At 66.4% G+C, this 22,075-nt stretch carries 17 protein-coding genes; 10 read left to right on the forward strand and 7 right to left on the reverse strand.

What is annotated here, in order from left to right; all coding sequences use genetic code 11:
• Nucleotides 1-380 precede the first annotated feature (380 nt).
• The 10 genes from topA (at nucleotide 381) to BW970_RS11595 (ending at nucleotide 15,205) form a co-directional block, all read left to right on the forward strand.
• Nucleotides 381-3,101 carry a type I DNA topoisomerase gene (topA, locus tag BW970_RS11550; protein ID WP_076531427.1) on the forward strand — a complete coding sequence of 907 codons (2,721 nt, stop codon included), beginning with the start codon at nucleotides 381-383 and terminating at the stop codon, nucleotides 3,099-3,101.
• A 176-nt stretch (nucleotides 3,102-3,277) separates the two neighbouring features.
• On the forward strand, nucleotides 3,278-4,429 hold the full coding sequence (locus BW970_RS11555) for an AAA family ATPase (RefSeq protein ID WP_076531429.1): 1,152 nt from the start codon (nucleotides 3,278-3,280) through the stop codon (nucleotides 4,427-4,429).
• A 218-nt stretch (nucleotides 4,430-4,647) separates the two neighbouring features.
• The gene (locus BW970_RS11560) at nucleotides 4,648-5,730 is read left to right on the forward strand and encodes a TRAP transporter substrate-binding protein (protein WP_076531431.1); all 1,083 of its coding nucleotides are present in this window, start codon (nucleotides 4,648-4,650) and stop codon (nucleotides 5,728-5,730) included.
• A gap of 134 nt (nucleotides 5,731-5,864) precedes the next feature.
• Nucleotides 5,865-7,721 (forward strand): dihydroxy-acid dehydratase, encoded by a 1,857-nt coding sequence (ilvD, locus tag BW970_RS11565; protein ID WP_076531433.1) that lies wholly within the window; start codon nucleotides 5,865-5,867, stop codon nucleotides 7,719-7,721.
• Between the two features lie 12 nt (nucleotides 7,722-7,733).
• A complete protein-coding gene (locus tag BW970_RS11570) occupies nucleotides 7,734-9,119 on the forward strand; it encodes an FAD-binding oxidoreductase (protein ID WP_076531435.1) in 1,386 nt (461 codons plus the stop codon).
• 24 nt (nucleotides 9,120-9,143) lie between these two features.
• The gene (locus tag BW970_RS11575; RefSeq protein WP_076531437.1) at nucleotides 9,144-10,385 is read left to right on the forward strand and encodes a thiamine pyrophosphate-dependent enzyme; all 1,242 of its coding nucleotides are present in this window, start codon (nucleotides 9,144-9,146) and stop codon (nucleotides 10,383-10,385) included.
• A gap of 2 nt (nucleotides 10,386-10,387) precedes the next feature.
• Nucleotides 10,388-11,401 carry an alpha-ketoacid dehydrogenase subunit beta gene (locus BW970_RS11580; protein WP_076531439.1) on the forward strand — a complete coding sequence of 338 codons (1,014 nt, stop codon included), beginning with the start codon at nucleotides 10,388-10,390 and terminating at the stop codon, nucleotides 11,399-11,401.
• 3 nt (nucleotides 11,402-11,404) lie between these two features.
• Nucleotides 11,405-12,673 carry a dihydrolipoamide acetyltransferase family protein gene (locus tag BW970_RS11585; protein WP_076531441.1) on the forward strand — a complete coding sequence of 423 codons (1,269 nt, stop codon included), beginning with the start codon at nucleotides 11,405-11,407 and terminating at the stop codon, nucleotides 12,671-12,673.
• On the forward strand, nucleotides 12,670-14,040 hold the full coding sequence (lpdA, locus tag BW970_RS11590) for a dihydrolipoyl dehydrogenase (RefSeq protein WP_076531443.1): 1,371 nt from the start codon (nucleotides 12,670-12,672) through the stop codon (nucleotides 14,038-14,040). The genes BW970_RS11585 and lpdA overlap by 4 nt, the downstream gene beginning before the upstream one ends.
• A gap of 10 nt (nucleotides 14,041-14,050) precedes the next feature.
• Nucleotides 14,051-15,205, forward strand: a complete 1,155-nt coding sequence (locus BW970_RS11595) for an acyl-CoA dehydrogenase family protein (RefSeq protein ID WP_076531445.1) — start codon at nucleotides 14,051-14,053, stop codon at nucleotides 15,203-15,205.
• Nucleotides 15,206-15,290: 85 nt separating this feature from the next.
• On the opposite strand, the gene BW970_RS11600 is transcribed toward BW970_RS11595, so the two are convergent.
• The 7 genes from BW970_RS11600 to BW970_RS11630 all read right to left on the reverse strand — a co-directional run bounded on the left by BW970_RS11600 (nucleotide 15,291) and on the right by BW970_RS11630 (nucleotide 22,037).
• A complete protein-coding gene (locus BW970_RS11600) occupies nucleotides 15,291-16,046 on the reverse strand; it encodes a L,D-transpeptidase (protein ID WP_076531447.1) in 756 nt (251 codons plus the stop codon).
• A 105-nt stretch (nucleotides 16,047-16,151) separates the two neighbouring features.
• Nucleotides 16,152-17,066 (reverse strand): DMT family transporter, encoded by a 915-nt coding sequence (locus tag BW970_RS11605; RefSeq protein WP_076531449.1) that lies wholly within the window; start codon nucleotides 17,064-17,066, stop codon nucleotides 16,152-16,154.
• A gap of 202 nt (nucleotides 17,067-17,268) precedes the next feature.
• Nucleotides 17,269-17,943 (reverse strand): DUF1523 family protein, encoded by a 675-nt coding sequence (locus BW970_RS11610; RefSeq protein WP_076531451.1) that lies wholly within the window; start codon nucleotides 17,941-17,943, stop codon nucleotides 17,269-17,271.
• Nucleotides 17,944-17,955: 12 nt separating this feature from the next.
• Nucleotides 17,956-18,222 carry a hypothetical protein gene (locus BW970_RS11615; RefSeq protein ID WP_076531453.1) on the reverse strand — a complete coding sequence of 89 codons (267 nt, stop codon included), beginning with the start codon at nucleotides 18,220-18,222 and terminating at the stop codon, nucleotides 17,956-17,958.
• Nucleotides 18,219-19,592 (reverse strand): DUF6638 family protein, encoded by a 1,374-nt coding sequence (locus tag BW970_RS11620; RefSeq protein WP_076531455.1) that lies wholly within the window; start codon nucleotides 19,590-19,592, stop codon nucleotides 18,219-18,221. Before BW970_RS11620 ends, BW970_RS11615 begins: the two co-directional genes overlap by 4 nt.
• Complete coding sequence (locus BW970_RS11625; protein ID WP_076531457.1) at nucleotides 19,589-20,095, reverse strand: endonuclease domain-containing protein; 507 nt, start codon at nucleotides 20,093-20,095, stop codon at nucleotides 19,589-19,591. Before BW970_RS11625 ends, BW970_RS11620 begins: the two co-directional genes overlap by 4 nt.
• A gap of 7 nt (nucleotides 20,096-20,102) precedes the next feature.
• Nucleotides 20,103-22,037: an AAA family ATPase gene (locus BW970_RS11630; RefSeq protein ID WP_076531459.1), complete on the reverse strand. Its 1,935-nt coding sequence runs from the start codon at nucleotides 22,035-22,037 to the stop codon at nucleotides 20,103-20,105.
• Nucleotides 22,038-22,075: the final 38 nt, after the last annotated feature.

The raw sequence follows: 22,075 nt of genomic DNA on the forward strand, positions 1-22,075 counted from the left end.
GGCGACCTTCGCACCCCGACCATCCGGGAACGGCGCCAGCCACCGGGATGCTGGCGGCCATCGTGGGGACAGGCTCACCGAAACGCCGCGCCATATTCGCGGATCACGACAGGTTCACACCCCGGCGCAGGCGGCAAACCTCCGGGTCGCCAGGCCGGGCTTGCGGGATGTGCCAGCGGCGGCACGCCGGGCATGACATCTGCCCGATCCCTTGGGCACAGCCCCCCCGCGACAGGCCGCCCAGCCCCCCCTCTTGCGGTGGCTGGACAGGTGCCGGGCCACACGCCGTTGAAACATTGCGACACAAGCCTTCCTTGACAAGTCCCGCGCCACTCCCCCATTTACCCAAGCCACCGCAAGGGTCGGCAAAGGAAGCATTCATGGCAGTCGTCGTCGTCGAGTCCCCGGCCAAGGCCAAGACCATCAACAAGTATCTCGGTTCCGGCTACACGGTTCTGGCCTCGTACGGTCATGTCCGCGACCTGCCGCCCAAGGACGGTTCGGTCGACCCCGAGCAGGACTTTGCCATGACCTGGGAGGTCGCGGCCGACAGCAAGAAGCATATCCGCGCCATTGCCGAGGCGCTGAAGACCGACGACGAACTGATCCTGGCGACCGACCCCGACCGCGAGGGAGAGGCCATCAGCTGGCACCTGCAACAGGCGCTCGCCTCCAGCCTGAAAAAGGGCAAAAAGGTCAGCCGCGTCGCCTTCAACGCCATCACGAAACCCGCGATCCTGGCCGCGATGGCCAAGCCGCGCGAGGTGGATACCGCCTTGGTCGAGGCCTATCTGGCCCGCCGCGCGCTGGATTATCTGGTCGGCTTTACCCTGTCGCCGGTGCTGTGGCGCAAGTTGCCCGGCGCACGGTCGGCAGGCCGGGTGCAATCGGTCGTGCTGCGGCTGGTGGTCGAACGCGAGATGGAGATCGAGGCGTTCAATGCCCGCGAATACTGGACCGTCACCGCCACGATGATCACCCCGCGCGGACAAGAGATCACCGCGCGCCTCACGGTGCTGGGCGGCAAGAAGCTGGACAAGTTCGACCTGGCCACCGCCGAGGCGGCGGAACTGGCGGTCGCCGCGATCCAGAGCCGGGATTTCACTGCAAAATCCGTGGAGTCGAAACCGGCAACGCGGAATCCCTTTCCGCCCTTCATGACCTCGACCCTGCAACAGGAGGCCAGCCGCAAGTTCGGCATGGGATCCAAGGCGACGATGTCGGCGGCGCAGCGACTCTACGAGGCCGGGCACATCACCTATATGCGGACCGATGGGATCGACATGGCGCCCGAGGCGGTGATGGCCGCGCGCGACACGATCAAGGCGGTCTTTGGCCCCGCCTATGTGCCCGACAGCCCCCGCATGTACAAGAACAAGGCCAAGAACGCGCAAGAGGCGCATGAATGCATCCGCCCGACCGATCTGTCGGCCAGCCCTGAAAAGCTGCGCATCACCGATACCGATCAGCGCCGCCTGTACGATCTGATCTGGAAACGCACCATCGCCAGCCAGATGGCCGCCGCCCGCATGGAACGCACCACCGTCGATTTCGCCAGCCCCGACGGGCAGGTGGAATTGCGCGCAACCGGCCAGGTCGTCCAGTTCGACGGGTTTCTCAAGGTCTATGACGAAGGCCGCGACGACGAGGAAGACGAGGACAGCCGCCGCCTGCCCCAGGTGATGCAGGGCGAAAAGCTGGACAAGCGCGACCCGGCCCCGGAACAGCATTTCACCCAGCCACCCCCGCGCTATACCGAAGCCACGCTGATCAAGCGGATGGAGGAACTCGGGATCGGGCGCCCCTCGACCTATACCTCCATCGTGACGACGATCCAGGATCGCGGCTATGTGCGCAAGGACAAGAACCGGCTGATTCCCGAAGATACCGGGCGGCTTGTCACGGCCTTTCTGACCAATTTCTTCCGGCGCTACGTGGAATACGACTTCACCGCCGATCTCGAAGGCGAGCTGGACGATGTGTCGGCGGGCGAGCGTGCCTATCAGGATGTGCTGGCGCGGTTCTGGCGCGATTTCTCGGCGGCGGTGGCGGAAACCGCCGATCTGCGCATCACCGAAGTGCTGGACAAGCTGGACGAGTTTCTGGCCCCCCATCTTTACCCGCCGCGCCCGGACGGGACGGATCCGCGGTCGTGCCCGGTCTGCGGAGCAGGCCGCCTGCATCTGAAGACCGCCCGGTCCGGCGGGGCCTTCATCGGCTGCGGAAACTACCCCGAATGCCGGTACACGCGCCCGATCTCGGTTGCCGCGAACGATCCGGCGGCGGCGCTGGATGGCAAGGTGCTGGGAACGGTGGACGGTGTCGATGTCACGCTGCGCAACGGGCGCTTCGGGCCCTATGTGCAAAAGGGCGAACCGACCGAGGACATACCAAAGCCGCCCCGCGCCAGCCTGCCCAAAAGCTGGGCGCCCGATGCGTTGACCTTCGAGCGCGCGATGGATCTGCTGTCGCTGCCGCGCCAGATCGGCGCCCATCCCGAAGACGGTGCCCCGGTCGAGGCGGCGATCGGCCGCTTTGGTCCCTTCGTCAAGCATAACAGCACCTATGCCAACCTGCCCGATGTCGAAGAGGTATTCACCATCGGCATGAATCGCGCCGTCGAGGTGCTGGCCCAAAAGGCCGCGCGCGGCGGACGCCCCGCAAGCGCAGCATCGGAACCGCTGCGAACCTTGGGCGAACACCCGGATGGCGGGCCGGTCAATGTGATGCCAGGGCGGTACGGGCCATATGTGAAATGGGCCAAGGTGAACGCAACCCTGCCCAAGGACTTGACCCCCGAGGATGTGACGCTGGATCAGGCGCTGGAACTGATTGCCGCCAAGGCATCCAAAGGCGGCAAATCGGGCAAGGCCAAGACCACAAAGGCAAAAGCAGCCGCGCCCAAGACAGCCGCCAAGCAAAAGGCAACGGCCAAGCCAAAGGCGGAGGCTGCAACCAAGCCAAAGGCGGCGCCCAAGCCGAAAACGGCAGCCAAGCCGAAAACGACGACAGCAGCCAAGGCGGCGGCATCGACGGCCAAGGCGACCGCCCGCCCCAAAACCACCAAGGCGACCACCGCAAAGACCTCCGCCGCCAACTGAGACCGCCGCCACGCCCGTTGCCTGGCCGCCACGGCGCGGCAGCGCACGGCCGTGGGCCGCGCCGGGCGCGGGCGCCCGGCAGGGCCGCGCAGGGGCGGCGCGCACTGACCTGTTGCCGACGCCTGAGCCCTGCCCTAGACCAGAGGCATCTGCCTTGCATGTCTCCGGGAGCGCCGATGATCCTGACCCTGGCCGTTTCGGGCTATCGCAGCCTGCGCGACATCGTCCTGCCGCTGGACAGGCTGACGGTGGTTACAGGCGCGAACGGGACGGGCAAATCCTCGTTGTATCGGGCCCTGCGGTTGCTGGCAGAGGTCGCGCAGGGGCGGGCCATCGGATCGCTGGCCGCCGAGGGCGGGCTGGGCTCTACCCTGTGGGCCGGGCCGGAAACCATATCGCGCGCGATGCACCGCGGCGAGGTCGCCGTGCAAGGCACCGTCCGCAAGGATCGCGTCGCGCTGAAGCTGGGGTTTGCCGCCGACGACTACGGATATGCCGTCGACCTTGGCCTGCCCGTGGCCGGGGCCAGCGCCTTTGCCCAGGACCCCGAGATCAAGACCGAAGCCGTCTGGGTCGGAGAGTGCCTCAACCGCCACAATGTCATCGCGGAACGCACCAATACGCTGGTACGTGCCCGCGGAGACAAGGGCGCATGGCTGCATCTGGCAACCGGACTGCCGCCCTATGACAGCATGATGACCCATGCCGCCGATGCCGCGACCGCGCCCGAACTGCTGACATTGCGCGACCGGATGCGGGCATGGCGGTTCTATGACCATCTGCGCACCGACCGCGAGGCGCCGGCCCGCCGGGCCCGTGTCGGCACCCGGACCCCGGTTCTGGCAGGCGATGGCGCCGATCTTGCCGCCGCCATCCAGACCATCCGCGAAGTGGGCGACCACGTGGCCTTTGACACCGCCATCGCCGATGCCTTTCCCGGCGCCCTGGTCGAGGTGGTGCGGAACGAGGCGCTGTTCGCCGTGCAGATGCGCCAGCACGGGCTGTTGCGGCCGCTGGGCGCGGCGGAACTGTCCGATGGCACGTTGCGGTTCCTGTTACTGGCGGCGGCGCTGCTGACGCCACGCCCGCCGGAACTGATGGTGCTAAACGAACCCGAAACCAGCCTGCACCCCGATCTGATCGCCCCCCTTGCCCGGCTGATCGCGGCGGCGGCGCGGACCAGCCAGTTGGTTGTCGTGTCGCACAGCGCCGCACTTGCCGCCGCCTTGGATGCCGAAGGCGCGCTGACGCATGACCTTCGCAAGGCGACTGGCGAAACCGTGATCGACGGACACGCCCCCCCACCCTGGGCCTGGCCGAAACGCTGACCGCGCGGCCGCGGCCGACCGCCTGCGACGCTGCCGCTCGACCTCACCGGAGGCGCGGCCCTGTGGCGGGTCGGCCGCGATCATGCGGTTCGCAGGGCGCAGCCCGGCCACGTCCGGGCATTCCTGCACAGCCGAAGCGCGATAATCCATGTGACGCTTGCCGGATCGGCGCAGTAAAACCCTTGCACCAGAGAAGTGACTGGCCAAGGGAGGACTTCATGCACAGACGCTCGTTCATCAAAGGGGCGGGGCTGGCTGCGGCTGCGACCACCGTCGCGGCGCCCGCCATCGCGCAATCCATGCCGAAGATCAGCTGGCGCCTGACGTCCAGCTATCCGAAAAGCCTCGATACGCTCTATGGTATCAGCGAGCATCTGTCGAAGCGCATCGCCGAAATCACCGATGGCAATTTCACCATCCAGCCATTCGCGGCGGGCGAGCTTGTCGGCGGGCTTCAGGCGCTGGACGCGGTGCAGGAAGGCACCGTCGAATGCGCGCATACGCTGTCGAGCTTCTACATCGGCAAGGATCCGACGTTCCAGTTCGACACCTCGCTGCCCTTTGGCCTGAACACCCGTCAGCATGTGGGCTGGCTGTACTATGGTGGCGGGCGCGAACTGGTCAACGAATTCATGGCCGGCTACAACATCCACGCCATTCCCGCTGGCAACACCGGCGCCCAGATGGGTGGCTGGTATCGCAAGGAAATCAACTCGCTGGCCGATCTCAGCGGCTTGAAAATGCGCATCGCGGGCATGGGCGGCACCATCATGGCGCGTCTGGGCGTGGTGCCGCAGCAGATCGCGGGGGGCGACATCTATTCGGCGCTGGAGCGTGGCACGCTGGACGCCGCCGAATTCTCGGGCCCCTATGACGATGAAAAGCTGGGCTTCTACAAGGTTGCCAAATACTACTATGCCCCCGGCTGGTGGGAGGGCACGGCCAACGCCTCGCTCTACATCAACAAGGAAAAGTGGGACAGCCTGCCGCCCGCCTATCAGGCCGCGCTGGAAACCATCTCCTGCGAGACGATGACGCATTGCCTGGCGAAATACGACGCCAACAACCCCGAGGCCTTGTACCGCCTTGCGGCACAGGGCACGGAACTGCGCGTGTTCCCGCAGGATCTGCTGGAGGCGGGCTACTCGGCCTCGCGCGAGGTCTATACGGAATACGCGGCGCAGAATCCGGCCTTCAAGAAGATGTACGACCAATGGTCGGCCTATACCGAAAAGCAGCGTGTCTGGAACCGTCTGGCCGAATTGCCGTTCGACGGCTTCCTTGCCAGCAAGGTCCGGTGATCTGACCACCGGGGCGCGCCAGACGCCGCGCCCCGGCCCCTTCCCGCGCCCCCGCCACGCATTGCACCCCACCCCCAACGCGGCCCTGCGGGCGCGCGTCCGGCCCAGCCATGCCCGCCAACAGGATTTCCGCCATGCCCGAACTTCGCTCCAGACGCACCACCGCCGGCAAGGACCGCAGCTTTGCCCGTTCGCTCTGGCGGGCGACCGGGATGACGGATGGCGATTTCGGCAAGCCCATCGTCGCGGTCGTCAATTCGTTCACCCAGTTCGTGCCGGGGCACGTCCATCTGCGCGATCTGGGCAAGCTGGTCGCCGACGAGGTGCACCGCGCGGGTGGCGTGGCGAAAGAGATGAACACCATCGCCGTCGATGACGGTATCGCCATGGGCCATGACGGGATGCTCTACTCGCTGCCCTCGCGCGATCTGATCGCCGACAGCGTGGAATACATGGTCGAGGCGCATCGCGCCGATGCGCTGGTCTGCATTTCCAACTGCGACAAGATCACCCCCGGAATGCTGATGGCGGCGCTGCGGCTGAACATACCGGCCGTCTTCGTCTCGGGCGGGCCGATGGAGGCGGGCAAGGTGACATGGGCCGACAAGGATGCTCGCATCTCGGCCATCGACCCCTATATCGTGCAAAGCGATCCTGACTCTGGCGATGACAAGGTGCAGGAATTCGAACGCAGCGCCTGCCCGACCTGCGGGTCTTGCGCGGGCATGTTCACCGCCAATTCGATGAACTGCCTGGTCGAGGCGCTGGGGCTGGGGCTGCCGGGCAACGGCACCCTGCTGGCGACCCATGCCGACCGCGAACAGCTGTTCCTGCAATCGGCCCGGCTGATCGTGGATCTGTGCCGCCGATATTACGGCGCGGATGATGCCAGCGTCCTGCCCCGGTCCATCGCCAGCTTTGGCGCGTTCGAGAATGCGATGCGGATGGACGTGGCCATGGGCGGATCCACAAACACGGTTCTGCACCTGCTGGCCGCCGCGCAAGAGGGCGAAATTCCCTTTACCATGCAGGACATCGACCGGATTTCCCGGTCCACCCCGCATCTGTCCAAGGTCTCGCCCTCGACCGCCGACTGGTACATGGAGGATGTGCACCGCGCAGGCGGCGTGTTCCGCCTGCTGGGGGAACTGGACCGTCTGGGCGTGATCAACCGCGATGTGCCCACGGTGCATTCCGCCACGCTGGGCGAGGCGATCGAGCGGCTGGACATCCGCCGCAACCCATCGCCCGAAGTGCTGGAGTTCTACCGCGCGGCGCCCGGCGGCATCCCGTCGCTGCGGGCATTTTCGCAGAACCGCCGCTATCCCACCGCCGACACCGACCCGGTGAACGGCTGCATCCACGATGGCCCCAACGCCTATTCGCAGGATGGCGGGTTGGCGGTGCTGTATGGCAATCTGGCAGAGGACGGCTGCATCGTGAAGGTGGCGGGCGTCGATGCCTCGATCCTGAATTTCCGCGGCGTGGCGCGGGTGTTCGATGACGAAGACCCTGCCGAAGCCGCCATTCTGGACGGCACCATCCAGCCCGGCGATGCCATCATCCTGCGCTACGAGGGGCCGCGCGGTGGGCCTGGGATGCGCGAGATGCTGAAGCTGACCACCATCCTGCGCGCCCGCGGCATGGACAAGACCGTCGCGCTGATCACCGATGGCCGTTTTTCGGGCGGCAGCGCCGGCCTGTCCATCGGCCATGTCTCGCCCGAGGCGGCCAGCGGCGGGGTCATCGGCCTTGTCCAGGATGGCGACCCGATTATGATCGACATTCCGAACCGCCGCATCGACGTGGATCTGACGCCCGGCATTCTGGCCACCCGCCGCGCCGCGATGGAGGCCCTGGGCGAGGCCGCCTGGCGCCCCGCGACCCAGCGTCCGCGCGTCATTTCCACCGCCTTGCGGCTTTATGCGGCCTTTGTCACCTCGGCGGCCCAGGGGGCCGTGCGCGATGCCGAACGCCTGCGCCGTTCCTGACCGGAGACGACCATGACCCTGCCCCCCCGCGACATCGAAGGCGCCTGCGCGGCCCTGACCGAACGCTTTGGCAACCGGCTGGACCGCAGCCTTGGCAGCCGCCGCACCCATACCCATACCGTGACCTATCTTGCGCCGGAACTGCCCGATGCCGTGCTGAAGGCAGAGACGGCAGAGGAGGTGGCAGCGGCTGTTGCCATCTGTGCCCGCCACCGGATGCCGGTCATTGCCTTTGGTGCCGGGTCGTCGCTGGAAGGGCATCTGAACGCGCCGCAGGGGGGGCTGTCCATCGACCTGGCAGGGATGGATCAGGTGGTGTCCGTCTCGACCGAGGACATGACCGTGACCGTCCAGCCCGGCATCACGCGCGAGGCGCTGAACTCCTGGCTGCGCGATACAGGGCTGTTCTTTCCCATCGACCCCGGTGCCAATGCGTCCATCGGGGGCATGGCGGCCACGCGCGCCTCGGGCACCACGGCGGTGCGCTATGGCACGATGAAGGACAATGTCCTGACCGTGCAGGCCGCCATGGCCGATGGCCGCCTGATCCGCACGGCACAGCGCGCGAAAAAGACGTCGGCCGGGTATGACCTGACGCGGCTGCTGGTCGGGTCCGAAGGCACGCTGGGCGTGATGACCGAAATCACCCTGAAGCTCTATCCGATCCCGGAGGTCATCGGCTCTGGCACCTGCACATTCGCCAGCGTCAAGGATGCCTGCACCACCGTCATCGAGACGATCCAGTCCGCCGTGCCGATGGCCCGTGTCGAACTGCTGGACGAGGCACAGGTGGCCGCCTGCAACGCCTATTCAAGGCTGGGCCTGCCGGTCGCGCCCACGCTGTTCGTGGAGTTCCACGGCAGCCCGGCCGAGGTTCAGGCCCAGACCGACACGTTCCGCGCCATTGCCGAAGGGAACGGAGCCAAGGGGTTTGCCTGGTCGCCCGACCCTGCGCAACGCGGCAAGCTGTGGCAGGCGCGGCACGATGCCTATTGGGCCGCCGCCGCCGCTGCGCCGGACAAGCAGGTGTTTTCCACCGATGTCTGCGTGCCGATCTCTCGCCTTGCCGATTGCGTGGTGGAAACCCAGGACGATCTGGTGCAGCACGGGCTGACCGGGCCCATCCTGGGGCATGTCGGCGATGGCAATTTCCACGTCCTGCTGACGCTGGATCCCGCCCGACCCGACGAGGTGGCGGCGGTCGATGCCTTTACCGCGCGTCTTGTGGCGCGGGCGATTGCCATGGGCGGCACCTCGACCGGTGAACATGGCGTGGGTCAGCGCAAGGCCCCCTATCTGCGCAAGGAACTGGGCGACGCGGTGGATTTCATGGCCGCCATCAAACAGGCGCTGGATCCGCAGAACATTCTGAATCCGGGAAAATACGGCTTCGCCTGACGGCCCGCTTCCAAGGAACCCGACATGGACAAGACCCCGAAGATCCGGCTGCATGTGCCCGATCCCCCTGCCCGCCCCGGCGAGGCGCCGAACTTTGACTACCTGCCGATGGCCGCCCCCGGCGAGACCCGGATGCCCGCGCTGGACGAACCCGCCGAGGCGATGCGCGACATGCCCTGGGGCCTTGTGCGGCTGATGGACGGCAAGGGCGGCGCGATAGGCCCCTGGGCCGACTGGCTGGGCGCGGTGGACCCCGACATGTTGCGCAAGGGCCTGCGCGACATGATGACGACCCGCACCATCGACCGCCGGATGCAGATGGCCCAGCGGCAGGGCAAAACCACCAACCACGCCCAATGCACCGGCGAAGAGGCGATTGCCTGCGGCTTTCAGTCGGTGCTGGCACAGGGCGACATGAACTTTCCCACCTATCGCCAGCAGGGGCTGCTGTTTGCGGCAGGCTATCCGATCCACCTGTACATGAACCAGGTGTTCGGCAATGCGGGCGATCCGATCCAGGGGCGCCAACTGGCCGTGATGACCTCGGCCAAGGATCACGGGTTTTTCTCGATCTCGGGCAATCTGGCCACGCAATTCGTGCAGGCGGTGGGCTGGGCCATGGGATCGGCCATTGCCGAAGATACCCGGATCGCCGCGGGCTGGATCGGCGATGGCGCGGCGGCCGAAGGGGACTTTCATTGGGCGATGCTGTTCGCCTCGGTCTACAAGCCTCCTGTGGTGCTGAATCTGGTCAACAACCAATGGGCCATTTCCACCTTTGCCGGTCTGACGGGGGGCGGATCGCAGCCCTTTGCCACGCGGGGCATCGGCTATGGGTTGCCTGCGATCCGGGTGGACGGGAATGATTATCTGGCCGTGCTGGCGGTCTCGAAATGGGTGACGGAACGGGCGCGGCAGGGCCATGGCCCGACCTTTGTCGAATGGCTGACCTATCGCGCGGCCTCGCACACCACATCGGATGACGCCGGGGTCTACCGCGCCAAGGACGAGGCGGCGGCCTGGCCGCTGGGCGACCCGATCGAACGGCTGAAGCAGCATCTGATCGCCATGGGCGAATGGTCGGACGAACGCCATGACCAGGCGCAGGCGGAAATCGAGGATCATGTGAAGGCCGAACAGAAGATCGCGGAATCCTTTGGCACCATGCTGGACGGCGGCACGGCCCCGGCGGGCGCCATGTTCAGCGATGTCTACAAGGACATGCCGGAAAACCTGCGCCGCCAGCGCCAGAAAGCGGGGATCTGACCATGGCACGCATGACGATGATCGAGGCCGTCCGCGATGCGATGGACGTCAAGATGGGCCAGGATTCCCGCGTGGTCGTCTTTGGCGAGGATGTGGGGTATTTTGGCGGTGTGTTTCGCTGCACGCAAGGGTTGCAGGCGAAATACGGCAAGACCCGCTGTTTCGACACGCCGATTGCCGAAGGTGGCATCGTGGGCGTGGCCGTGGGGATGGCCACCTATGGCCTGCGGCCCTGCGTGGAAATCCAGTTCGCGGATTATGTCTTTCCCGCCTATGACCAGATCACCCAGGAAGCGGCGCGGATGCGCTATCGCTCGGCCGGGCAGTTCACCTGCCCCATGGTGATCCGGATGCCCACGGGCGGCGGCATCTTTGGCGGCCAGACCCATTCGCAAAGCCCCGAGGCCTGTTTCACCCATTCCACCGGCCTCAAGGTGGTAATCCCCTCGAATCCCTATGATGCCAAGGGCTTGCTGATCTCGGCCATCGAGGATGACGATCCCGTCATCTTTCTGGAGCCCAAGCGCCTCTACAACGGCCCCTTTGATGGCCACCATGACCAGAAGGTGGTGCCCTGGTCGGCGCATGAGCTGGGCGAGGTGCCCGAGGGGCATTATACCGTGCCGCTGGGCAAGGCGGTGGTGCGCCGTCCCGGTCAGGCGGTGACGGTGCTGGCCTATGGCACGATGGTCCATGTGGCGCTGGCCGCTGCCGCCGAATCCGGCATCGACGCCGAGGTGATCGACCTGCGCACGCTGGTGCCGATCGACTACGAGACCATCGAGACCTCGGTGGCGAAAACCGGGCGCTGCGTGATCGTGCACGAGGCAACGCAGACCAGCGGCTTCGGCGCCGAGCTGTCGGCCATCGTGCAAGAGGCGTGTTTCTGGCATCTGGAGGCGCCGATCACACGGGTGGCGGGCTACGATACACCATACCCCTATGCGCAGGAATGGCTGTACTTTCCCGGCCCCGACCGGGTGGCGCAAGCCCTGCGCGATGTGATGGAGGGCTGAGCCATGGGCATTCGCACGATCAAGATGCCGGACATCGGCGAAGGCATCGCCGAAGCGGAACTGGTGGAATGGCTGGTCGCCCCCGGCGATCTGATCGCCGAGGATCAGCCGCTGGCCGCCGTGATGACCGACAAGGCAACGGTGGAAATCCCCGCGACCTTTGGCGGCAAGGTGGTCGAACTGGGCGGCGAGGTGGGCAAGGTGATCGCCATCGGTGCCGCGCTGATCCGCATCGAGGTGGACGGCGAGGGGGATGGGGCAGAACCCGCCCCCAAGACGGAACCGGCCAAGGCCGAGCCACCGGCCCCCGCTGCGCCGGTGCCTCCTGCCCCGCAACCCAAACCCGCCGCTGCCCCGCCCGCTGCCACCGCCCGCGCGCCACGCCCCGAAGGCGAGGCGCCGCTTGCCTCGCCCGCCGTCCGCGCCCGCGCCCGCGATGCCGGGATCGACCTGCGCGCTGTGCCCGGCACCGGCCCGGCGGGTCGCATCACCCATGCCGATCTGGACGCGGTATTCGCCGCTGGCCCCGGTGCGGCGTCGGCCACCGCCGCCCGCCAGCGCGACCTGACGGTCAGGCAGATCAAGGTCGTCGGCCTGCGCCGGATGATCGCGGACAAGATGTCCACCTCGCGCAGCCGCATCCCGCATATCACCTATGTCGAGGATGTGGATGCCACCAGGCTGGAAGACCTGCGCGAAACGATGAACCGCTCGCGCACCGAGGGACAGCCCAAGCTGACCCTGCTGCCCTTTCTGATCCGCGCCATGGTGATCGCCATCCGCGACGAGCCGGTGGTGAACGCCCGTTTCGATGACGATGCCGGGATCGTGCACCAGTATGGCGCCGTTCATGCCGGGATCGCCGTGCAGACCCAGACCGGGCTGGTCGTGGCCAACCTGCGCCATGCCGAGGCACGCGGCCTGTGGGATCTGGCGGGTGAACTGGCCCGGCTGGCCGAGGCCGGGCGCAAGGGCACGCTGACACGCGACGAGTTGACGGGCAGCACCATCACCATCACCTCGTTGGGGCCGATGGGCGGCATCTCGCATACCCCGATCATCAACCACCCCGAGGTCGCCATTGTCGGCGTGAACAAGATGCAGATCCGCCCGGTCTGGGATGGCAACGGCTTTGTCCCGCGCAAGGTGATGAATCTGTCCTCCAGCTTTGACCACCGCATTGTCGATGGCTGGAACGCCGCAACCTTTGTCCAGCGGATCAAGGGCTTGCTGGAAGAACCCGCCCTGTTGTTCACCGGTGGCGAGGCATGAGAACGATCGCCTGCCAACTGCTGGTCATCGGCGCAGGCCCCGGCGGCTATGTCGCCGCGATCCGGGCAGGACAACGCGGCCTGGATACCGTGGTGGTCGAGGCCGCCCAGCCCGGCGGCACCTGCCTGAACATCGGCTGCATTCCGTCGAAGGCGGTGATCCATCTGGCCGAGGAATTCCACCGCGCGACCGAACTGACCCACGATAACCCGCTGGGGATTTCGGCCGGTGCGCCCGGCATCGACCTGACCAAGGGCATGGCGTGGAAGGATGGCATCGTATCCAGGCTGACCGGCGGGGTGGCCGGTTTGATGAGAAAGGCAAAGGTGCGCGTGGTCACGGGCCGGGCGCGGTTCGTCGATGGCAAGACCGTCGCGGTGGACACCCCCGAGGGCCCAGTCACGGTCAAGGCGAAAACGGTGATCATCGCCACCGGATCGGTGCCGGTGGAGCTGCCCTTCCTGCCTTTTGGCGGGCGCGTGCTGTCCTCGACCGGGGCGCTGGCGCTGACCGAGGTGCCGAAATCGCTGGCGGTGGTGGGCGGCGGCTATATCGGGCTGGAGCTGGGCACGGCCTTTGCCAAGCTGGGCGCCAAGGTCACGGTGATCGAGGCCGGGGAACGCATCCTGCCCGCCTATGATGCGGATCTGACCGCACCCGTCGCCGCCCGGCTGGCCGCGCTGGGGGTCACGGTGCTGACCGGCACGCAGGCGCTGGGGCTGAGCGACAGCGGGCTGACTGTACGGGGGCCAGACGGCGCGGCAGAGGTTGCGGCGCAAAAGGTGCTGGTCACGGTTGGCCGCCGCCCGAACACTGCCGGGATCGAGCCGTTGGGTCTGACGATGGACGGCCCCTTCCTGCGGGTCGATGACCGGATGCGCACCTCGATGACCGGAATTCTGGCGATCGGCGATGTGACGGGCGAGCCGATGTTGGCCCATCGCGCCATGGCGCAGGCCGAAATCGCGGTGGACACTGCCGCAGGCGGCCGGGCCGCCTGGGACAAGCGCGCCATGCCCGCCATCTGTTTTACCGACCCCGAACTCGTCACCGTCGGCCAGTCGCCGTCCGAAGCGGGCGACGCCGCGCGCAGCGACAGCTTTCCCTTCAAGGCCAATGGCCGGGCGATGACCCTGGGCCGCGAGGATGGGTTCATCCGCGTCGTCTCGCGCAAGGACAACGGGCTGGTGCTGGGCGTGCAGGCGGTGGGGGCGGGTATCTCCGAACTGGCCGCCGCCTTTGCCCTGGCGATCGAGATGGGGGCAACGGTGCAGGACATTGCCGGAACCATCCATGCCCATCCCACCCAGGGCGAAGCGTTTCCAGAGGCCGCGCTGAAGGCGTTTGGCCATGCGCTGCACATCTAAGGGACGATCCATGACCTATCAGCCGCTTGCCCAACCCCACGGCCCCGTCAACGCCAACCGCATCGCCGCAGCGGTGGAATTTGCCGACCGCGTTCTTGCCCCGCAAGGCGAGGCCTGGGATACCGGCACCGCCAGCCCGGAATCCGCGCTGCGCGAGGCGATCTCCATGTTCACCGGCACGGCAATCCCGCGCGATCTGGGCGGTTTTGGCGATGGTGTGGCCACTCAGCTGCGCATCTATGAGGAGCTCGCCCGGCGCGACATGGGGTTCACCTGTGCATTGGCGGTGCATACCAATGTGACAGTGGCCATGTCGCTGTCGCCCAATGCCGCCTTGCGCGCGGCGGCACTGCCCCGGCTGATCTCTGGTCAGGCGGTGGGGGCGTTTCTGCTGACCGAACCGGGGGCCGGATCGGATGCCACGGCAATCACCACCCATGCCCAGCGGGTGACGGGCGGCTATGCGGTCAGCGGGCGCAAGGCATGGGTCACGAACGGACTATATGCCGACATCTTTGCCGCCTTTTGCCAGACCGAACCCGGCAGCGGCGCGCGTGGCGTGACCGCGCTTGGCTTTGCACGCGGCGACAGCGGGGTGCTGGTGGAACCGGCGCTGGACCTGATGGGGTCGGCCGCCATGGGCACCACCGACCTGACCTTTGACGGCGCCTTTGCCCCGGATACGGCCGTGGCCTTCGCCCCCGGTACCGCGTTCAAGGCCGCCATGTACGGCATCGACGTCGCCCGGCTGGGCGTGGCCGCGATGTGCAACGGGGCGGCCATGGGCGCGATGGACCGCGCGCTGGCCTATGCCGCAGGGCGGTCCACCTTTGGCAAGCCGGTGATCGACCATCAGGGGATGCAATGGATTCTGGCCGATGCCGCCACCGCGATCGAGGCCAGCCGCAGCCTGACCTTTCAGGCCGCCCGCCACTTCGAGACCGGCACGCCCGACGCCACGCTGACCGCCCATGCCAAGAAGCTGGGCACCCGCAGCGCCTTTGACACGATCAGCCAGACGATGCGGGCGCTGGGAGCCAATGCGCTGAAGCGTGAAAACGGATTTGCCCGCCAGTTGGCCGCCGTACGCATCGCGGAATGCATGGATGGCACAGGAGAGATCATGAACATCGTCATCGGGCGGGCCCTGCGGGCGCAGGGCTGAAACCCGCTGCACGAAACGCAAAGGCCCGGCCAGCATGTCCTTGCCGACCGGGCCTTTGGTTGCACCTTGCACCCGCGAGGGGGGGTTATTCCAGCCCCATTGCCCGGCGACGTTCGGCCAGCGCAAGCTCGGTACGGGCCAGGAATTCGGCATCCGCCGCCAACGAGGCATCGACAGCCGCATCGCCTTCCAGCAGCCGGGATTCGGCGACACTGCGGATCTTGATCGTCGCGCGGCTGGGCACACGTTCGTACAGATCAAGGATGTCCTGGTTGTACAGCCGGATACAGCCCGCCGACGTGGCATGACCGATAGACGTGTAGTCCCCCGTGCCATGGATGCGGAACATCGTGTCCTTGCCGCCACGATAGAGATAGAGCGCCCGCGCACCCAGCGGATTGTCCGGCCCTGGCCCCATGCCATCGGCAAGATCGGCATACAGCTCGGGCTGGGTGCGGATCATGTTGCGGGTCGGTGTCCACGACGGCCATTCGGCCTTGCGTCCGACATAGGTGGTCGATCGCAGCCCGCGGCCTTCGGCACCTACGGCAATCCGGTACCGCTCTGCCGTGCCGTCGTCGCCGACAAGGTACAGCAGCTTGACATGCGGATCGACCACGATCGTCCCCGGCGCCTCGGTCCCGGCGTAGCTGACGGTGGTCCGGCGGTTTTGCAGCGGCGCGAAATCGGGCGGCACGGCGGCGATGGTAAATCCTCCATCCTCGACCGTGCCATAGCCCGGAACTTCAAGCGGGGCGGGCGGCGGGGCCGCGCCACAGGCCGCCAACAGGGCAGCAAGGGCAAAGGCCGACAGGGTACGGATGGCAGGAATGGCAAACACGGGCAATGTCCCTTTTGTGACGTATCCGGGACTCGGTGCCCGGTTGGCAGGCATTTGCGCAGGGAAAGCGTGGCAAGGTCAAGCCCTTGCACACGACCAGCGCGGTCAGTGCCGCCGGGTGCGGCCCAGTTGCGCCTCGCGGAGCAGGACAAACAGGCCAGATGCGACGACGATGGCCGCACCGACAAGCGTCGTCGGCCGCGGAACCTCGCCCCAGATCAGCCAGCCAAGGGCCATCGCCCAGACCAGAGCCGTATAGCGAAACGGCGTGGTGAATCCGACCTCGCCCACACGCATGACGCGAATGATGAAGATATACCCGATGTTGACCAGCACCGCCGCCAGCACCAGAATCGGCAGAACCGCAAGCGGCACGGGCTGCCAGGGCGTACCAAGCGACAGGACCGCGCCCGTCGCCATCACCGCAACCGATGCCACAAGCGCCACCCCCACCGATGGAACATCCGCAGGCAAACGGCGGGTCGAGAGGTCACGCACGACGATGAACCCCACCGAAATCAGCGCCACCACCGCCGCCATGTTCAGACCCTCGGTTCCCGGTTGCACGATCAACAACACACCGGCAAAGCCGACGACAATCGCAAGGCCGCGCCGCCAGCCGACCTTTTCCCCCATGAACAGCGCCGCCCCGGCCGTCACCGCCAGGGGGGCGGATTGCAGGATGGCCGACAAGGCGCCCAGCGGCATATTCACCAGCGCATAGAAAAAGGTCAGCGTTGCGCCGATTTCTCCGGCCGTGCGCAGGCTGATCACGCGCCACGAGTCGCGCAGTCGGGTCAGGTTGATGCCGCCGAACAGCCGCCCCAGCACCAGCAACAGGGGCACCGTGACCACCCCGCGCAACGTCACCGCCTGATACAGCGGGATATGGCCGATCACCACCTTCATGCAGGCGTCGCCAAGGATAAAGGCCGCCATGGCAACAAGCATGAAACCCGCGCCCTTGATATTGTCCGACACGGGCGCTGCCGAGCGCCCAGCCCCGACAGGCTGCACCATGATTCCCTCCCCGCCGGACGCGGCGTCCGGTACCTGCCTCGCTACCCCTGCGGCAGGCCGCAAACAATGGCAGACCCCTGGCAGGCACACATGATTTTCGGTGATGCGACGCATCGCATGGGTCGATGTGTTCTGCGGGGCAGCCAGCAGCCCGGCGGGTCGGCCTGCCCCGGTGGTGCCCTCGCCCGCCCTTGCCGGGCGGTCAGCGCCGGGGCTTGCCCTTCCAGGTGTTCAGCCAGGCGACAAAACGCCCCCAGAGTCCGCGCGCCCGGCCACGCGCCTCGTCCGCGCGGGCATCCATCGCATCGAACCTGTCGCCGACCTCGTCCACCAGCGGGTCGATCATGCGCTCGCGGAACTGCGCCAGCATCCGCCAGATCAGCACGACCAGCCCGGCCAGCAGGATCAGGATGAGGATAGAATCCCACGGCACGATCGTTTCATCGGGGCCAGACACCTGCCGCACGGCGATGGCGTTGGGAAAGATGGTAAAGAACTCGTTCCGCCAACCATAATGCTTGATCGCCACCCATTTCGGCGCCTCGGACTGCGAGACAAGCGAGGTGGAGACCGCCTGAAGGTTGTAGCTGTTGAACTTGAAATACGGCGGCCAGCCCCAGCCGGTATCCTCGTTGCGATAGACCATCGGGCGCCCGTTGGGCCGCACGGTCTGGATGAAGAACACGTCGCGCGTCAGGCCGCCGGTCGCAGTGCCGACATCGGGGCCGGACCAGAAGAACGAATTCTCGCCAAAGTCGATGCGGCGGGTTTCGGTGCCGACCACGCGCACGATGTCGGTCTGCGGCAGGGTGTAGTGCAGGACCGTCACCACCAGCAGCACCAGTGTGGTCCAGAACCCTCGTTTCAGCCAGCGCATCACACCCACTCCTCAGGAAAAGTTCAGCACATAGATCAGCACACCGATCACCACCAGCGGCACGATGTAGACGCCCCACAGCAAACGGCGGCGCAGCGATTTCTGGTAGCGGGCCATGCCTGCCTCGACATAGGCGGTCCGCTCGCCCTCGCCCTGCCCTGCATCCCAGCGTTTCTCCAGCCGCTCGCGTTCCAGCGACCGGGCAAAGACGGATATCAGCACATACAGCACCGAAAGCCCGATCAGCAGAAAGATCCCAAGCCGCAGAAAACCGATCATCGCCGCTCCCTTGCCACAGCGCCCCATGGGCCGACCGCCCGGATGGGCGTTCCCGTCCACGGCCCGGCAACGCGCGGGGCAGAGCGGGGCGTCTCGTCCATCGCCGGTTCGGGGCCGAACAGGGCAGCACGCGCCCCGGCCTTGTCGATCTTGTATTCCCGTTCCAGAAATTCCGCCACCCAGCCGCGCTTGGCATCAGACCATTGCGCATAGCTGTGGTAGAACAGTTCCTTGTGGCAGATATACATCTGCCGCACATCCAGCGGCGAAAGCTCCGACAGCAGCATGTTGACCAGCCCCTTGTCCGGCCCCTGCACCGCGCGCAAGAGATAGAAATACGCCGGATGGTCAGAGCTGATCTGCGGCCAGTCGCCGCCCGTTTCGGCCCATCGCAGGACGGCAGCCAGCCCGGTGAATTCCTCGGGCAGCGCGCTGCCCAGCTTGCGCGCGATCTGGCGCAGATCGGCGCGGGTGGCCCCCGACAGATCAAGGCCCAGCTTGTCCGCCGCGGCGACCAGAACGAAATCCATCTTCTGGCGCAACAGCGCGGCGGTATCGACGTTGCGCGCGGTCACGATGCTTTCGACCAGCGCGTTCTTGGCCAGCCAATCCGCCAGCATGTTCCTGCTCCGCAGCCAGATCACCTGACCGATGGGCAACGCGCCCAGCGACTCGGGCGGGGCCACGCTGATCGCGGCCGGGGCGGCGGCCTTGCGGAAGATATAGAGGCCGCCGAAATGGCTGGTCCAGAAATTCGCCTGTTCGAACCCCATGGCCGGCAGGGCAATGGGCACGCGGGTCACGTCGCCGGTTTTTTTCGCCAGCCCGATCATGTCAGCAATCAGCACATCATCGCGCCAGCCATCGGGTTCGGTGCGGAAACGTTCGATCAGCGTCGTCAGCTTGCCCGCATCGGCGACATGGCGGCCGATGGTATCGGCCTCGACCGTGATGCGGCGGATGTCGAACAGCCGCGCGGGGTTCGACAGCTCATAGACCGAATTCTGCAATTCCCCCGCCACCGCATCCCGCGCGGTCAAGGCGAACAGTTGCGATTCATTGGCGTCGATGAACTGGCGCAGGATGCCGCGGGCGGTGGAGAATTTGGCATTCAGCAGCGGCGCATGTTTCTGCGCCGTGCTCAGCAGGATGAATTGCCGGTTGGCGCCGTCGGGGTTGAGATACAGATCATCCCCCAGCTCGTCGCCCACTTCGGGCGAATAGCCGGAAATGTCGATGTGGAAATCCTGAAGCTGCGTTTCCCGCCCGGTCAGGTGTTTGAGCGCACGGTTGTAGCGCGTGACAAGCGCCGGGCTGGCGATTTCGACAAGGTTGCCGAACATCAGGCCCTTTTCGATGAGGCGTTTCATGGCTGGAGTCCTGTCTGGCCGCCGGGGTGGTGCGGGCTGCCCCCCTCCCCCATCCCCTCCCCACGAGGGGGAGGGGAGGCGCCGGGTTTCCATCGCGGCGCGCCGGTGCAGTGCCGGGTGGCCCCCTCCCCCCTTGTGGGGGAGGGAGGGGGTGGGGGGGCCGCTTCAATCGCCTCAAGGATCACCTGCATGACGCCATCCAGATTATCCTCAATCTCGCGGTTCCAGAACCGGAGCAGCCGTAACCCCTGAAGGGCGAACCAGGCGTCCCTGACGGCATCTTTCGACCCGCCATGCCCGCCGCCGTCCGCCTCGATCACCAGACGGCGGCCGAAATCGCAAAAATCAGCAATGTAGGAGCCAACCGGCGCCTGCCGGCGAAACCGGGTGCCGATCAGGCGGTTGAGCTCGCGCAGTTGCGTCCAGAGCCGGCGCTCTTGGCGGGTCATATCCAGGCGCAGCGCCTTTGCCTGGTCGCGCGTATGCGGGGCGATACGGGTCATGTGACGCTCACCCCCGCCCCTCGAGATACCGTCGTCTGGCTTCCTCGGTCCGGCCCATGTCGCGGACCATGTTGGCAATCGCCACTTCGTCCGATTTGTCGGCATAGCGGAATTCGCTGTCGGCATAGCGGTTGATTTCCTGCACCACCATCTCAACCGTGATCGGGCGGACCATTTCGCGCAGCATCGCGGTCTTGCGGTCATAGGGCTGGAACAGGAACAGATCGGGCTGTTCCATCCATGCGTCGGGCAGGTCCACATCCATCGCCCGCACCTTGACCGCATCGGTGATATTCTTGATCGCGCGGCCAGTAAAGCGCGGGTCGGCGGTCTGGATCGCCTTGAGATAGCTGCCGAGTTTCGCCAGCGTGTCCAGCGGGCCAAGCTCTGCCGCCACCCTGTCCCATACGGCGCGCAACCCGCCCTCGTGCGGCAGGTTGTGGGCGGCGAAACTGTCGGCCACCGCGCGCTGGATGGCCTGGGCCGCGAACAGGTCATGCGCGCCCAGGGGAATGGCGTGGTTCTTGCCCAGCAGCAGCGACAGGATGTCGATGTAATCCTCGCGCGACTGGGGGCCATCGACCAGGAAGCGCGCGCCCGCGCGCTGGCGCAGCGCGTCATCCACATTCTCGGGAAAATTCGAGAACATGCCAAAGGTGCAGTTGCCGCGCACGACGGTGTTGGCACCTGCAAACGCCTCCATGAACACCGCCGTCACCTCTTGCTGGCCGGCGCTGGACTGGCGGTCGCCGCGCTTGCCGGCGATCTGGTCGATATCGTCGATGGTGCCAAAGCCGATCACCGCCGGGTCAAAAATGTTCGTGATGAAGGATTTCGCGTTCTGGCCCGATTTGCCCTGATAGCTGTCGATCTGGTCGATGCTGAAATTCTGGTAGCGGAACGGATAGCCCGCCACCTTGCAATAGTCGTTCAGCAGCCCGGCCATCATCTGGATCAGCGTGGTCTTGCCGGTTCCCGGTGCGCCATCGCCCATGAAGGTGAAGATGAAGCCGCCCAGTTCGGCAAAGGGGTTCAGCTTGCGGTCGAAGTCGTAGGCCATCAGCATCTTGGCCAGTTTCATCGCCTGATATTTGGCAATGTGGTTGCCGATCACCTCGGAGGGTTTCTTGAACGCCATGGTCAGCGTGGTGCCGCGCGCCTTGCGGGCCGGGGCAAAGCCCGCGATGGTCAGCCCGTCGGCCTCGACTTGCCAGCTTGCCTGGGTGAAGGGCGCCAGGCGCGGCGCGGTTTCGGCGCGAGCCTGCGCCTTGGTCATCACCCCCTCGGCAAAGGCGGCAAGGGTGGCCAGCAGGCGGCTGTCATCACTGCCGAAGGCGGCGATGTCCTGATCGAGTTCCCACAGGGCCCCATGCAGGGCCAGAGCAGCGTTGTCGGTCAACACCTCCTCGACACCGCCGATATCGACGGTGGTCTCGCCCAGATGGGGCGCCACCAGATAGGCCAGCGCATTGGCAAAGGTATGCAGGACCGCCAGCGCCTCGGCCGCCAGGAGTTCGGTGAATTCGGCGCGGCGGGGCGCAGGCAGCCGCGATTCGAGATTGGCCTTTTTGAGTTCGACCAGCCCGGTGCGGTCGGAATAGGTCTCGCCCATCGCGAGAGCAATCGCCAGCGCCCGGCGCAACGCCTGGGTGGCAGAGGCGCTGGCGGGGGTGGGCAGGCCATCCTCGGCCACAGCGCCGATCCGGTCCAGCACATGAACGGTGCCCGGCCGCACGGCAGGCCGCGTGACCAGCCCCGGTGTCGTGGAGCGAAAGCGCGATCTGGCGGGAATCCCGGCAGAACGCTCGGGCGCCGGTTCGGCGCTGCGGGCAGTCGCCAGGCGGGGCGCGTGATCAAATCCCTGCAGCAGGGCAAGTGCGGCGGCGTAATGGGCGCGGATCGATTCCTCGCGCAGTTCCATCGTATCGCGGGGGCTGGACATGGCGAACCTCGGGTCAGGCGGAGAGGCCGGGGGTTTCA

The organism is Gemmobacter megaterium, assembly GCF_900156815.1.
GTDB lineage: Bacteria > Pseudomonadota > Alphaproteobacteria > Rhodobacterales > Rhodobacteraceae > Wagnerdoeblera > Wagnerdoeblera megaterium.

Coding starts and splice junctions, on each gene's coding strand:
- topA (WP_076531427.1), top strand. CDS start 381: ATGGCAGTCGTCGTCGTCGAGTCCCCGGCCAAGGCCAAGACCATCAAC.
- BW970_RS11615 (WP_076531453.1), bottom strand. CDS start 18,222: ATGATCGGTTTTCTGCGGCTTGGGATCTTTCTGCTGATCGGGCTTTCG.
- BW970_RS11585 (WP_076531441.1), top strand. CDS start 11,405: ATGGGCATTCGCACGATCAAGATGCCGGACATCGGCGAAGGCATCGCC.
- BW970_RS11625 (WP_076531457.1), bottom strand. CDS start 20,095: ATGACCCGTATCGCCCCGCATACGCGCGACCAGGCAAAGGCGCTGCGC.
- BW970_RS11580 (WP_076531439.1), top strand. CDS start 10,388: ATGGCACGCATGACGATGATCGAGGCCGTCCGCGATGCGATGGACGTC.
- BW970_RS11595 (WP_076531445.1), top strand. CDS start 14,051: ATGACCTATCAGCCGCTTGCCCAACCCCACGGCCCCGTCAACGCCAAC.
- BW970_RS11560 (WP_076531431.1), top strand. CDS start 4,648: ATGCACAGACGCTCGTTCATCAAAGGGGCGGGGCTGGCTGCGGCTGCG.
- ilvD (WP_076531433.1), top strand. CDS start 5,865: ATGCCCGAACTTCGCTCCAGACGCACCACCGCCGGCAAGGACCGCAGC.
- BW970_RS11570 (WP_076531435.1), top strand. CDS start 7,734: ATGACCCTGCCCCCCCGCGACATCGAAGGCGCCTGCGCGGCCCTGACC.
- BW970_RS11555 (WP_076531429.1), top strand. CDS start 3,278: ATGATCCTGACCCTGGCCGTTTCGGGCTATCGCAGCCTGCGCGACATC.
- BW970_RS11620 (WP_076531455.1), bottom strand. CDS start 19,592: ATGAAACGCCTCATCGAAAAGGGCCTGATGTTCGGCAACCTTGTCGAA.
- BW970_RS11605 (WP_076531449.1), bottom strand. CDS start 17,066: ATGGTGCAGCCTGTCGGGGCTGGGCGCTCGGCAGCGCCCGTGTCGGAC.
- BW970_RS11575 (WP_076531437.1), top strand. CDS start 9,144: ATGGACAAGACCCCGAAGATCCGGCTGCATGTGCCCGATCCCCCTGCC.
- BW970_RS11630 (WP_076531459.1), bottom strand. CDS start 22,037: ATGTCCAGCCCCCGCGATACGATGGAACTGCGCGAGGAATCGATCCGC.
- BW970_RS11610 (WP_076531451.1), bottom strand. CDS start 17,943: ATGCGCTGGCTGAAACGAGGGTTCTGGACCACACTGGTGCTGCTGGTG.
- lpdA (WP_076531443.1), top strand. CDS start 12,670: ATGAGAACGATCGCCTGCCAACTGCTGGTCATCGGCGCAGGCCCCGGC.